Origin of the sequence: Streptomyces sp. NPDC001380 (genome assembly GCF_042895785.1) — a bacterium.
In the GTDB taxonomy this organism is placed as follows: Bacteria; Actinomycetota; Actinomycetes; order Streptomycetales; family Streptomycetaceae; genus Peterkaempfera.
Genome location: NZ_JBIAWP010000021.1, coordinates 85,031 through 97,857, shown reverse-complemented (window position 1 = coordinate 97,857; position 12,827 = coordinate 85,031). Strand labels below are relative to the sequence as shown.

At 74.8% G+C, this 12,827-nt stretch carries 8 protein-coding genes and 1 pseudogene; 1 reads left to right on the top strand and 8 read right to left on the bottom strand.

Annotated elements, in window-relative coordinates:
* The 4 genes and pseudogenes from ACFY07_RS23155 to ACFY07_RS23140 form a co-directional block, all read right to left on the bottom strand.
* A pseudogene (locus ACFY07_RS23155) lies at nucleotides 1-2,016 on the bottom strand (hypothetical protein); the annotation flags it as partial.
* Nucleotides 2,017-2,140: 124 nt separating this feature from the next.
* Entirely contained in the window at nucleotides 2,141-6,211 is a 4,071-nt protein-coding gene (gene eccCa / locus ACFY07_RS23150) for a type VII secretion protein EccCa (protein WP_390871233.1), read from the bottom strand.
* Nucleotides 6,208-6,654, bottom strand: a complete 447-nt coding sequence (locus tag ACFY07_RS23145; RefSeq protein ID WP_390871231.1) for a WXG100 family type VII secretion target — start codon at nucleotides 6,652-6,654, stop codon at nucleotides 6,208-6,210. The genes eccCa and ACFY07_RS23145 overlap by 4 nt, the downstream gene beginning before the upstream one ends.
* The gene (locus ACFY07_RS23140) at nucleotides 6,540-6,986 is read right to left on the bottom strand and encodes a WXG100 family type VII secretion target (RefSeq protein ID WP_390871229.1); all 447 of its coding nucleotides are present in this window, start codon (nucleotides 6,984-6,986) and stop codon (nucleotides 6,540-6,542) included. Before ACFY07_RS23140 ends, ACFY07_RS23145 begins: the two co-directional genes overlap by 115 nt.
* Nucleotides 6,987-7,216: 230 nt before the next feature.
* On the opposite strand from ACFY07_RS23140, the gene ACFY07_RS23135 reads away from it, so the two are divergent.
* Entirely contained in the window at nucleotides 7,217-7,807 is a 591-nt protein-coding gene (locus ACFY07_RS23135; protein WP_390871227.1) for a hypothetical protein, read from the top strand.
* A 41-nt stretch (nucleotides 7,808-7,848) separates the two neighbouring features.
* Here ACFY07_RS23135 and ACFY07_RS23130 read toward each other — a convergent pair whose 3' ends face one another.
* From ACFY07_RS23130 to ACFY07_RS23115, 4 genes are all read right to left on the bottom strand, one after another.
* Nucleotides 7,849-10,539 carry a right-handed parallel beta-helix repeat-containing protein gene (locus ACFY07_RS23130; protein WP_390871226.1) on the bottom strand — a complete coding sequence of 897 codons (2,691 nt, stop codon included), beginning with the start codon at nucleotides 10,537-10,539 and terminating at the stop codon, nucleotides 7,849-7,851.
* Nucleotides 10,540-10,557: 18 nt separating this feature from the next.
* Nucleotides 10,558-11,904: a type VII secretion integral membrane protein EccD gene (gene eccD, locus ACFY07_RS23125; protein WP_390871224.1), complete on the bottom strand. Its 1,347-nt coding sequence runs from the start codon at nucleotides 11,902-11,904 to the stop codon at nucleotides 10,558-10,560.
* A 109-nt stretch (nucleotides 11,905-12,013) separates the two neighbouring features.
* On the bottom strand, nucleotides 12,014-12,343 hold the full coding sequence (locus ACFY07_RS23120; protein WP_390871222.1) for a WXG100 family type VII secretion target: 330 nt from the start codon (nucleotides 12,341-12,343) through the stop codon (nucleotides 12,014-12,016).
* A 47-nt stretch (nucleotides 12,344-12,390) separates the two neighbouring features.
* Nucleotides 12,391-12,729 carry a WXG100 family type VII secretion target gene (locus tag ACFY07_RS23115; RefSeq protein ID WP_390871221.1) on the bottom strand — a complete coding sequence of 113 codons (339 nt, stop codon included), beginning with the start codon at nucleotides 12,727-12,729 and terminating at the stop codon, nucleotides 12,391-12,393.
* Nucleotides 12,730-12,827 lie beyond the last annotated feature (98 nt).

The following is a 12,827-nucleotide window of genomic DNA, read 5'->3' as shown; positions in this document are numbered from 1 at the left end:
AGCCCCCGCACCCGGCCCCTCCGGACCGGACCGCGCCGCCAACCGCCCCTGCACACCATGCGGATCCAACTGCCCCGGACCCACACGGCCACCACCACCGGACCACCCCTCCGGCACAGCCCCCGCACCCGGCCCCTCCGGACCGGACCGCGCCGCCAACCGCCCCTGCACACCATGCGGATCCAACTGCCCCGGACCCACACGGCCACCACCCCGGGAAGGGCCGTCACCCGCGGTGGGGAGCGGGTCCTGCTGACCGGTCCGGCCGCGACCCGGGGCACCCGGTGCGGAGGGCCGACCGGCGCCGGGGAGGCCGCCGTCCCGAGGCTTGCCGGCGGACGGGCCGGAGGCGGCGGCCGTCGAGGTGGCCGTCGGTCCGTCGGCATGCGTGCCGGAGGTTCCACCCGGCCGCCCGGCCGTGCCGGGGCCCTCGGACCCGGCGTGCGGCGAGGCCTGCGGGGCGTCGTGGACCGCCGGGTCCGACGCCTTCGGCCTGACGGGCTGCACCGGGCCCCGCTGCTGCAGGGACGGGCTCGCCGCCCCGCCGCCCGCCCCGGCGGAGGAGTCGCGCACACCGCCCGTGCCGGCGCCCCCGCGCCCTCCGAGGGCTCCCGCGGGGGACGTCTCCGAGCCGCCGGGGCGGATGCCCGAGAGCGGCTCCGGGCTCCCTGCGGACGAGGCCGGGTCCACCTGCCGGTGCTGGCCGCCCAGCGGCTGGCCGCCCCGCCCCGCCGTCGGAACCGGGCTGCCGGAGCCGGAGAGGGAGGCCCCCGTGCCGGCACCCGCCGAGGTGTGGGCCGGGTCGGCGGGGCGCGACTGCGGGCCGCCGGGGCGCGAGCCGGCGTGGACGCCCTCGCCGGGGCCGCCGGGGACGGCGGAGGTGCCGGCACCGCGGCCGGGTCCGGCGGGGGCGGGGTCCGCCCCGGCGGGCGACGGGGTGCGGACCGCCCCCGTACCGCCGGCCCGGCCCGGGACGGCCTCGACCGGGCCGGGCCGCCCGCTCTCCGGTCCTCCCGGGGCGTGGTTCTGCCCCCCGGGGGCGGACACGGCCGGACGCTCCGGGGAGGGCGTGAACCGCCCGGGGGAGGACGGCCCCAGGTCGCCGGTGGCGCGGGTGCCTCCCACGCCGGCGCCGGCCGGGCCGGACAGGGTCGTCGGACCGGGCCGGCCGGCGGTGCCGGGGAACTCCGCGTGGGAGGCCACGACATTACGGGACACACCGCCGGACGGCGTGATGGAGAGGCCTTCCGGGGTCTGGTGGTACGCGCCGGACCCGGGAAGGGTTTCCGGGGTGGCGGTGTGGGGCGAACCGACGCGCGGGGGGTTGGTCCCCGGCCCGACGTCCGGCACGGAGACCACCCCGGGCTCGTTCGCGCCCCCCCTCTTGGGCAGCCATTTGGGGCCCATGATGACGCCGGCGGCGCCTCCCAGGGCCATGTTGCCGGCCTCGCTGATCCAGTCGATGTGGAAGGGGACGCCCGCCAGGAGGCTCGCGACCTTGTTGATGAAGGTGTCGAAGCCGAGCGTGGTCACGGCGCCCAGGACACCGTTCAGGGTGAAGGAGAAGAAGTCACCCATGAAGCCGTCCAGCACCGAGGTGAGGGTGCCGATCCGCTGGACCAGCATGCCGATCAGCCTGCCGACCATCGACATGAGCTGGGCGACGAGGCCTCCGACCAGCTCCAGGATCGACCCGATGGCCAGGCCCAGCAGCGCGGCCAGCGCCATGAACTTCTCCTGCCTGTTGATGAGCTCGATCTGCCGCTCGACGTCGTCGGCGTAGATGTCGAGCGTCTCGCCGATCTTCCAGGCGGTGTCGATCGCGTTCATCACGGTGGCGTGGACGCTGTGGTCGGAGCTGCCCCACAGCGAGCGGGCCGCCTCCGAGGCCTTCCCGGTCCAGGCGACGCCGCCCACCTGCTGGTCCATGTCGGCCAGCGCCTCGTACAGGTGGTCGCCGAAGTCGATCCACGCCTGGGCCAGCTTGCGCACCGGGCCCAGATCGAAGTCAGCCATCGCCGTGTCCCTTCCACCGGATGCCCCCGGCCGGGGGCACCTCGTGTCCGTATTCCTGCTCGTCTCCTGCGCCGGGCCTGCGGCCCGGCCGTCCGTCCGCCGCTCTGTGCGGCACGCGGGTGGGCTACACCGCCTCGGCCCCCGTCTCCAGGACCGTCTGGACGACGGACGCCTCCGTCCTGCGCCCCACCAGCAGGCCGCGCCCGGGGACGCGGGGGGCGGCGCGGTGGCCGCCGAGCAGGGCGCCCTCCCGGGGGTCGCCGGAGAGCAGGAGGCCGCCGGAGCCGTACTCCCGGATCCGGGCCAGCAGCGGGTCGGACATCTGGCTGCGGGCCAGGCCGCCCGTGCGCCGCGCGAGGACGACGTGGAAGCCGAGTTCGGCCCCCTGGGTCAGGTAGGGCAGGAGGGGGGCCGTCAGCGCCGGGGTCCCCGGGGAGGCGACGAGGTCGTAGTCGTCGATGACGAGGTACAGCTCCGGCCCCTCCCACCAGCTCCGCTCGCGCAGCTGGCGCGGGGTCACGTCGGGCGGCGGCGTGCGCTCGCGCAGTTTGTCCGCCATCTGGCCGACGTACGCGGCGGCGCTGTCCGGGTCGCCCGCACGGGCCCCCAGGTACTCCTCGGGCACGGCGTCGACGAGTCCGCGCCGGTAGTCCAGGACGACGAAGCGGATGTCCCACTCCGACCGGCGGCGGCTCATGGCGCGCATCCAGGAGCGGAGGAACTGCGTCTTCCCGGAGCCGGAGTCGCCGAAGACCACGAAGTGCGGGTCGTCGGCCTCCAGGTCGAGGCGGGCGGGGAGCAGGTCCAGCTCCCTGAGGCCGACGGGCACGGCCGAGGGGTGCGGCTCCGGCTGCCCTGTGTCCGCCGCCGACGCCTCGGCGGCGGCGAGGTCCTCGGGGGTGAGGACGTCCGGGAGCATCCGCAGCGCCGGGGCGCGCTCGCCCGTCCAGCAGGCCGCGAGGTCGGCCACGGCGCTCTGCTCCGCCTTCGTCAGGCCCTCGGTGGCGGCGTCCCCGTCGAGCCTCGGCAGCGCGGTGTGGAAGAGGTGTCCGGGGGCCACGATGCCCCGGCCGGGGAGGACGGAGACCAGCTGCCGCGCGGCCTTGCGGGACACCTCGGACTCGGACGGCTCGTTGAGCCGGAGTTCGAGCCGGCCGGTGATGTTGTCCCGGAGGCTGGAACGGATCTCGGTCCAGCGGTTGGCGGACAGCACCAGGTGCACGCCGACGCCGAGGCCGCGGGAGGCGATGTCGTGCACGATGCGGTCGGCGTCCTCCACGGCACCGCGGAGCGCGGGCCAGTTGTCGACCACGAGCACGACGTCCGCGGCGTCGGTGCCGTCGGGGAGCTTCCCGGCGTCGCGCAGGGCCCGGAAGTCGCCGCTGGAGTTCACCTGCAGCCGCTGGAAGAGCCGCTCGCGCTCCTCCACCGTCTGCCGGGCCACGGCGAGGGTCCGCAGGACGCGGTCCTCCTCGTGGCGGGTGGCGACGCCGGAGACGTGGGGGGCCGCCTCCAGGCCCGCGAGGGTGCCGCCGCCGAAGTCGACGGCGAGGAAGCGCAGCTCGCGGGGGGTGTGGGTGACCATCGCGCTGAGCATGAAGGTGCGCAGCAGGGTGCTCTTGCCGCTCTGGGGCGCGCCCACGACGGCGAGGTGGCCGTGGGCGCCGGCCAGGTCGAGCAAGAGGGCGCGCTGCTCCTGGCGTTCCGGGAGGTCGACGACCCCGACGGGGAAGGAGAGGCGCCCGCCGCGGGGCCAGCGCTCGGAGCGGAAGCCCCGCCCGGGGTCGGCGGAGACCGGTCCCACCAGGGAGTCCAGCTCGACACAGCCGGGCAGGGGCGGCAGCCAGACCTGGTGGACCGGGGTGCCGAACGCGGTGACCCGTTCGACGGCGACCTGCATCTCCGTGCGGCGGCCGGCGAGGGGGCGGGGGACGGGGGCGGCCGCGGGCTCCGCCTCCCGGGCGGCGGCGGCCCGGCGGACGTCCTCGGGGGTGCGCAGGCCGAAGAGCACGGGAGGCGCGGTCCTGCGGACGGGCTCCGCGTCGGTGCCGGGCTCCTGGTGGGGCGCGGAGACGTGGGCGACGCGGAAGCGCTGGTAGACGGACTCGTCGACCCGCAGGTAGGCGGAGCCGGGGATGGAGGGCAGGGTGTAGGCGTCGGGGGTGCCGATCACCGCACGGCTCTCCGCGGCGCTGAAGGTGCGCAGGCAGATCCGGTAGGACAGGTGCGACTCCAGGCCGCGCAGGCGGCCCTCGTCGAGCCGCTGGGTGGCCAGCAGCAGGTGCATGCCGAGGCTGCGGCCCACCCGGCCGATCTGGACGAACAGGTCGATGAAGTCCGGCCGCCGGGTGAGGAGCTCGCCGAACTCGTCGACGACGACCATCAGGTAGGGCATGGGCTCCAGGGGCCGCCCGTGGATGTCGGTGGCGCCCTGGGCCTGCAGGATCTGGTACTCGCGGACCGAGTCGACGTTCCCGGCGTCCCTGAGCATCCGCTGGCGCCGCTGCTGCTCGCCCTGGAGGGCGGCGCGGACGCGGTCGACGAGGGCGAGGTCGTCGGCGAGGTTGGTGATGAGGCCCGCGACGTGGGGCAGTTCGGTGACGCCGGCGAAGGTGGCGCCGCCCTTGAAGTCGACCAGTACGAAGCCGAGCTGCTCCGGCGCGTGGGTCATGGTGAGCCCGGTGACCAGGGTGCGCAGCAGCTCGCTCTTCCCCGAGCCGGTGGCGCCCACGACCAGGCCGTGCGGGCCGACGCCGCCCTGGGCGGCCTCCTTGAGGTCGAGGACCAGCGGCTCGCCCTCGCCGGTGAGTCCGACGGGGAGCCGCAGCAGGGCCTCGTCGTCGGGGGCGCGCCAGAGGGCGACGGGGTCGAAGGAGGCGAGGTCCTCCACGCCGAGCATGCCGGGCAGCTCGACGGAGCGGGCCAGGACCTGCTCGCGCTCGCCGGACAGGTGCAGCGGCGCCAGGGCCTTCGCCGTCTGCTCGTGCAGGCGCGCGTCCGACTCGTCGGCGACGGCGTCCCGGACGGCGCTGACCAGCGCGGGGTCGGGGGACTCCAGGGCGAGGGCGCCGGAGGCGTCGACGCGGGCGCGGGCGTCGACGCGCCCGGGCTCGTCGTTCTCCCTCTCGACGAGGCACACCACGTGGAGGCCGCTGCCGGGGTCCGCCTCGGCGAGGAGGTCCTCGACCAGCGGGAGCCGGGCCCAGTCCGCGCCGGGCCGGTAGCCGTCGAGGACGACGACGCAGTGGCGGGCGGGCTGCTCCCGGCGGCGGGCGGTGAGGACGCTCCGCTCGGCCTGCGTCCTGCGGGCGCGTTCGACCTCGCCGGCCAGGACGTCGGCCAGTCCCTCGACGGTCTCCGAGACCAGGGGCGAGGCCGTCCCGTCCGGCGCGTCCTGGCGGGTGTGGGGCGTCCACTTCAGCCAGGAGAGGTGGGGCTGCTCCCCTGCGGTGAGCACGGCCACGCGCACGTCGTCGGGGGCGTGCAGGACGGTGAGCTGGGCGAGCAGGGTCGCGGCGAGGGCGCGGGTGCGGTCCGGGGGGCCCAGCAGGGTGGCCACGCCGCAGCGGGCGAGGTCGATCCAGGCGGGCTGGAGGCCGATGGTGGCGTAGTCGCGGACCAGCCGCTCCGCCGCCCGCCGGGACTGCTCGTCGTACTCCGCGGTGGGGTCCCCGCGGTTGGCGGAGGACAGCTGCAGGGCGGGGACGGCGCGGCCCAGGCCGAGGCGGAGGCGGAGGAAGTCGTCGTCGCCGGGCCGGCGCTCCCAGACCCGCCGCCGGTTGACGGCCGTCGCCCACAGCCGGCGCGGGCCGGGGTGGACGAAGGCGGCGACGGCGCGCTGGGCGGCGGCGGACTCGCGTGCCTGGGCGCGGATGGCCGCCAGGTACTCGCCGTAGCGGTCGCGCTGGCGCGTGCGGGCGCGGCGGTGCGCGCTGCGGGCCTGGAAGCGGACCCAGAAGGTGAGGAAGACCGAGAGTACGACGAAGACGACTCCCAGGACGACCATCCAGGGGCGCCCGTAGGTGACCATGTAGGCCGCCATGCTGGCGCTGGTCAGGAGCGGCATGAGCAGGTAGAGCCAACTCGACGCCTGGTTCTCCGCGGTCTTCTGCGGCGGCGGGGAGAGGACGACCCGCTGCTCGGGGACGGCAGCGGCGCGGGTCCGCGCGGGGCGGTGGAAAGCTGTGCGGCTCATACGTTGGGAAAGTCCTCGTGAACGGGGGAGTACAGGGGGTCGCCCGCGTCCGAAATCGTGTCGGGCGTCGGTTCCTGGCCTGCGGCGGCCAGGCCTTCGGCGAACTTCACGAACATCTGCTGGATTTCGACCTCGGTCTGGCTGAATCCGACGGCGGCCGCTTTGACCCCGGCGGCCATCACGTTCAGGACCCCCTGGTCGGGGTTCTCCTCGGTGCCGAAGAGGTCGCGCATGACCGAGTCCCACCAGGAGTTGAGGGCTTGCACCTGCTCCGCCGTGTCACCGGCCCACTGGAACTGGAGTTCGGCGAAGGAGCTGCTGATCCGGTTCAGAGAGCCGACGATGTTCCCTGCATGCTCGATGAGCTTCTGCGCAGCGGTGTCGAGGGCGGCGGGGTCGATGTTGAGGGTGGCGGAGTCGTAGTCGGGAGCGATGTCCGGCATAGGGCTTCCTCGGAAGACGGGGACTGGGAACCGGTCAGGTTCAGCTTGTTGCCCTGCTCGGCGTGGGCGTAGTTGTCGTAGGAGGTCTTCAGCCGCCTGCCGATCTCGGCGAGGAGTTCGTCCAGCTCGCCGGAGACGTGGTCGAACCAGGTGGCGACGTCGTCGAAGGACTGCCCGGAGGGGCTGTCCCACGCGGTGTGCAGCGCGGCGAACTCCGTCCGGACAGCGCTCATCTGACCGGAGATGTAGGCCGCCTCCGAGCTCACGGTGCCGGCCGCCGCGTCGAGCTTTCCGAGGGCAATGTTGAAAAGGATGCCCGAATCCTGCGTCATGGGTTCTCCTTGAAGGCGGAGGGCGGTGCGGAAAGCCTCGGCAGGCAATCCCGGAAGCCTTCTCCTCGAATGGTCTGAATGCCGACGGGCGAAGTTCGCAGGATGCGCCGAAGAACCGTTGCGGAAACGGGAGACGACATACTAGCGTGAGCCCTGGAAATCCATTCCCGACCCTGCGGGGCGACCGTTCCGGAGCCGCGCACGGCGGATCGGGAGAAAGAGGGAGAGCAATGGCGACGTCGATGTACGACCCGAATCCGATCGATCCGAACGCGCCGGTCGAAGAGGACGAGACGCCCCCGGACCTGTCGATCCCCCCGACGGACTACAGCTACCTCGTCCCGAACGTGACGGTGCAGTGGGACGCTCTTCCGTCGTTCAACACCGACCCGCCGGGATCCGGCGGCGGGGGGGTGTCCGACACCATGGCGGACAGCGGCCCCTTCAGGGTCGTGCTGGGGAGCCTCCGGACGATGGAGGAGAACATGATGAGCCACATCAGGAGCACCATCAGCGAATTCGACGCGTTGAAGGCGCTGGCCTCGACGGGGCAGGACACGATCTACGGACAGAACGACACCGACTGGATCAAGGACCCCACGTACTACGCCACGCAGGTCATCGAGACGCCCAGCCCGATCCAGGGCATGGCCAGGATGTTCGCCCACGAGATGATCCCGGCCCAGCAGAGGGCGCTCGGCCAGATCGCCAATGTCATCGAGCTGCTGGGCGAGTACGTCGGAGCGGTCAACCGGACGGGCCAGACCTACGGCCAGATCGACCGGGCGGCGAAGTTCCCTGAGCCGCCGCCGCTGTCCTAGCCGCGTCCCCGGCAGGGGACGCGGGGCCCTCCCCCGGCGGCTCACCGGAGCGCCGCCGGGGGGAGGTCCTGCGGGAGCACGAGGGTCAGCGCCTCGGTGTCGGGCGCGTCGAGGTCGGCGACCCGCTGGGCGTGCTGCTCGGTCATCTGCTGGAAGACCTGGCGCGCCGTGCGGCCGTTGCCGAAGCGCTCCCCGCGCTCCAGGCCGTCGAAGTAGCCGTGCAGTGCCGTGAGGGTCTCGGCGGCGAGGCGGTACTGGTGGCTGGCGGCCTGGTGCTCCACGATCTCGACGAGCTCCCGGGAGGAGTAGTCGTCGAAGCGCAGGGTGCGGGTGAAACGGGAGGCCAGGCCCGGGTTGGAGCCGATGAAGCGCTCCATGTCGTCCGGGTAGCCGGCCGCGATCACCACCACGTCGTCGCGGTGGTCCTCCATCAGCTTGACGAGGGTGGAGACCGCCTCCTGCCCGAAGTCGGAGGACTGCCCCACCGGCACCAGGGCGTACGCCTCGTCGATGAACAGGACCCCGCCGAGCGCCCTGCGGAACACCGCCGTGGTCCTCGGCGCGGTGTGTCCCACGTACTCGCCCACCAGCTGCCCGCGGTCGGCCTCGACCAGGTGGCCACGGGCGAGCAGGCCGAGCGCGGCCAGCAACTGCCCGTAGAGCCGGGCGACGGTGGTCTTGCCGGTCCCGGGGTTGCCGGCGAAGACCAGGTGCCTGCTGAGCGGCGGGGGCTGCAGACCGGCCTCCTGACGCTGCTTCACCAGCTGCATGACCTTGGTCAGCGACGCGACCTCCTGCTTGACCCGATCCAGGCCGACCAGCCGGCCGAGTTCGGCGAGGAGCTCGGGGAGCCGGTCCGACCCGGCGGCGGGGGCCTCGTGCCCGGCGCCGGCCTCTGCGGCGCCGGCGCCGGACCGGGCGGCCTGCCGCGCCCCGGGGGCGGCCGGCGCGTCCGGGAGGGTGCTGACGGCGACGCGGACGGCGCGGCAGTCCTCGATGACAGGTGCGGCGCCGTCGGCCAGCGACAGGTCCTCCTCGGTGTCCTGGACCGTGCAGCGGCGCAGGACCGGCGACGCGCCGGACCCGACGGAGAGCGCCGGGAAGCCGGTCCCGGAGACAGTGCAGTCCTCCAGGACGCCGGCGGCGGAGTCGTGGACGTAGACGCCGTTCTTGCCGGTGGAGGAGATCCGCGCCGAGCGGATCCGCGGCCTGGCGCCGGTCCAGAGGACTATGCCGCTGCCCTTGACCCCGGTGACCTCGAGGTCCTCGATCCAGGCCTCGCTGCGCTCGTCCAGGAACACGCCGGCCAGCCCGGCCTGCTCGACCCGCCCGCCCAGGATCAGCGCCGAGGTGCCGGGGGCGACCTCGACGCCGCTGCGGTCGGAGTCCTCGATGCGGCAGGCGTCGAGGAGCGGGCGGTGCCTCGTCCGCAGCCTCACCCCGGTGGCGGAGCGGCTGACCGTGCAGTGCCGGAGCGAGGCGTCCGCCTCGTGGACGTCGACGCCGTTCATGCGGACCCGTTCGATCCGCAGCTCCTCGCCGTGGAGATAGGCGCCGTCCTGCACCCGCACCCCGTGCTCGGCGCTGTCCAGGATCCGGGTGTCGAGGATCTCGGCGCTCGCCCCGCCTCCCAGGTGGACGGCGGTGAAGGCCGTGCGGGACACCTCGGACCCGTCGATCCTGACGGACACCGCGCCCACGGCGTGCAGGCCGTTGGCGGCCGGGCGGGCGAGCGTGCAGTTCCGGCCGACCGCCTCGGCGCGGTCCACGACGGCGAGGGCGGTGCCCCCCGCGTCGACGACGCGGACGCCGTCGAGCTCCAGCCGGGCGTCGTCGGCCGCGGTGATGCCGGCGCCGCCGGTCTCCCGCACGTGGCAGTCGCGCAGCCGGGCGGCCGCGCCCCCGGACAGCAGGACGCCTTCGTGGGCGGTGGCGAAGACCTCGCACCGCTCCAGCCGGACGCGGTGCTCCTCCTGGCCCGCGGAGGAGGGCTCCTCGGCGGGGGCGGCCGGTGCGGGGGCGCCGGCGCGCCCCGGGGGGTCCTCGACCCGGAGGCCCTGGGCCCCGGTGTCGTGCAGGCGGCAGTCCGTCAGCAGCGGGTGGGCGGGGGTGCGGACCAGGACGGCCGGACCGCCGGTGCGGCTGACGGAGCAGCCGTCGAACGTCCCCGAGGACTCGCCCTGCATCAGCACGCCGGCCCCGGCGACGCGTTCGACGCGGGTGCGGAGCAGGTCCACGCGGGCGGCGTCGCCGGCGGACACCCCGTGGCCCTCGGCCGAGCGGACGGTGCACCCCTCCAGGACGGCGCTCGCGGTACCGGTGACGACGACGGCGCTGCGGGCGGTGTCGCGCACCGTGCAGTCACGGAGCGTCAGGGAGGCGTCGTGGGCGGCCTCGACGCCCCCGGCGACCTCGCAGTGCTCCAGCAGGTGGACGCCGCCCCGGACGAGGACCGCGGCGCCCGCGGGGTCCGCCGCCTCGACCTCCAGGTCGCGCAGGACCGCCGTGCCGCCGCCGAGGAGGACGGCGGGCCCGTGCACGGCGGTGACGCGCACGGTGCCCGGCCCCTTCTCGGCGACGAGGGTGACGTCGCGGTCCAGGACCAGGGACTCGCGGTAGACGCCGGGCTGTACGGAGACGACGGAGCCGTCCGCGGCCGCCCGGAGGGCGGCCGCGATGGTGCGGTGGGTGCCCCAGCCGCTGCGGGCGACCCGCTGGAAGGTGCTCCTCATGACGACCGTGCCCTCCGCCTACATCGAGCGGCCGAGGCCGAAGAGGTAGCCGAAGACCCCGAAGACCCCGACGGTGAGCGGCACGCAGGCCAGGGAGAGGGAGAGGGCCATCGATGCGGCCCAGACGGGACGCTCACGGGCCTCCGTCTCGTCACGGCCGCCGAAGGCCGCGCCCAGGCCGCGGGCGACGCAGGCGAGGCCCGCAGCGGCGAGGCAGGCGGGGCCGGTCCAGTGCGGCGCTCCGAGGCGCCCGGGCACCTGCAGCAGCAGGACACTCAGCCCCAGCGCCCCGGCCAGGACGAGGGGGACCACTGCGGCGGCGGGCCTGAGCTGGGAGGCGCCCAGCAGCAGCGCGAGGCTGAGGGCGAGGGCGAGGGTGAGGGCGAAGGGGTTGTCGGCGGCACCCAGCACCAGCAGGCAGGCCGAGATCACCAGGGAGCAGAGCAGGGCCAGCACCGCCAGGACGCGGTGGCCGCGGAGGACGAGTGCGGGGATCTCCTCGGGTGAGGCCGTGTCGTCGGGCGCGGGGGCGGCGAGCGCCGCCAGGTACCCCGCCGCCGTGGGCGCGACGGCGCGCACGCCGAGGAAGAGCAGCGCGGTGAGGGCGGCCGCCTCGGCCGGGCTCGCGTGGAGGACCAGCAGGACGACGGAGAGCGGGAGGGCCAGCGCCGCGCCGGCGAGCACCGTGAGCGTGGCGGCGTGCGGGACGGCGAGGCGCGCGACGAGGGCGCCGAGCAGGGTGAGGACGCAGACCGCGACGGCCGCCGCGGCGGCGCCGCCGCGGGCCGGGGGCAGGGCGTAGCCGGCCGCGCCGAGCAGGGGGACCGCGGAGAGCGCCTGGACGAGCCGGACGCCGGAAGGAACGGGCCAGCCCTTGCGTGCGGCGTGCCCGGCGAGGAGGGCGAGGCCCAGTCCGGCGGCGGCGGAGACCGGCCCCGCCACCGGCTCGCCGCTGCGGGTGGCGGCGAGGACGCAGGCCCCGGCCACCAGGGCGAGGAGGCCCGCGACGACCAGGGTCCAGGCCCGGCGCGAGGCGTTCCAGAGGCCGTCCGGCGCGCCGACGGCCCCGACCATGTCCTCCAGGTCGCGGACGACCGGCTCGTCGGTCTCCCCCGCGGCGGAGTCCCGCAGGTACAGGGTGGCCCCGTCCAGGACGCCCGCCTCCGCCAGGGAGGACCAGGGGGCGATGGCCGGGGCCCCGGCCGGGGCCAGGGACCACGCGGACGGGAAGGTGTCGTCGTCCTCGTCCTGGCCGCACAGCCGGAGCAGCGCGGGGACGTACTCGGCGATGGGGGCGTGCGCGGGGACCGCGAGGTCCACGCGCCGGCGTGCTCCCACGACCGTCAGCTGGCAGCGTTCGTCCACGTGCTTTTCCTCGTCGTGCCCAGCCGGCAGTCGGCGGGGGGGGTGGTTCGGGGGGTCTGGTGTTCCGGGGACCGGGGTCCCGGGGGGCCGGGGGCTCGGCGGGCGGTGGTCAGCGCGCGCCGTACTGCCAGGTCTTGATGTTGGCCTCCTCGGCCTCGGTGTAGTTGGTCCAGTTGACGTTCATGACGTCGGCGATGGTCCCCAGCACCCCTCCGTGCACGCTGTCGCCGAACAGCTGGACCGCCGCCATGTCCCACTCGTGCATGCGCTCCTGGTAGTACTCGGAGGACTGGGCGACCCACGCGTCGATCAGCGGCTGGAGGGCGGAGCGGAGCGAGGTGAGCTCGGCCTCGATCTCGGCGGCCGAGGCGTTGATCTTCTGGCCTGCCGCTTCGAGGCCTTCGCCCACGTAGATGGGGGAGCTGTCGATCTCGGCCATGTGTGCCTCCTCGTCGGTACGCGGGTGGGTGTGCGGGAGCAGCCGTCTCAGCTGAGCCGGGCGCCGGGGATGTGGACGCTCATGACGTTCCGCTTGGCGGCGTCGTCCGACTGGACGTAGTTGAGGGCCGTCCCGTCGAGGCCTCCGGCGATCTCCGTCAGCACGGTGTGGAGGGTCGTGGCGGCGTTGTCGTACTCCGCCATGAGGGTCTGGAACTGGTCGGCGGCGATGCCCCTCCAGTCGTTCTCCAGGCTCACGACGTAGGTCCTGAGGTGCGCGAGCTTGTCGGCGACGTCGGACGCCGTGGTCCGGCAGTTGGCGGCGTACGCCGTCAGCTCGGACGGGGTCACGTTGTAGAGGACGCCGTGTGAGTCGGTGGCTGGCACGGGATCACATCCTTCGCGGTGCTGCCGGCCCCTTTTCTCCGGAACGGGGGAATTCCGCACGGGGGAATTCCGCCCGCCGGGGCCGCACGGGGCGTGTT

What these genes read in the sequence shown, in the direction of transcription:
- ACFY07_RS23145 (WP_390871231.1), bottom strand. Translation starts at nt 6,654, where the DNA reads ATGCCGGACATCGCTCCCGACTACGACTCCGCCACCCTCAACATCGAC.
- ACFY07_RS23130 (WP_390871226.1), bottom strand. Translation starts at nt 10,539, where the DNA reads ATGAGGAGCACCTTCCAGCGGGTCGCCCGCAGCGGCTGGGGCACCCAC.
- ACFY07_RS23135 (WP_390871227.1), top strand. Translation starts at nt 7,217, where the DNA reads ATGGCGACGTCGATGTACGACCCGAATCCGATCGATCCGAACGCGCCG.
- ACFY07_RS23140 (WP_390871229.1), bottom strand. Translation starts at nt 6,986, where the DNA reads ATGACGCAGGATTCGGGCATCCTTTTCAACATTGCCCTCGGAAAGCTC.
- ACFY07_RS23120 (WP_390871222.1), bottom strand. Translation starts at nt 12,343, where the DNA reads ATGGCCGAGATCGACAGCTCCCCCATCTACGTGGGCGAAGGCCTCGAA.
- eccCa (WP_390871233.1), bottom strand. Translation starts at nt 6,211, where the DNA reads ATGAGCCGCACAGCTTTCCACCGCCCCGCGCGGACCCGCGCCGCTGCC.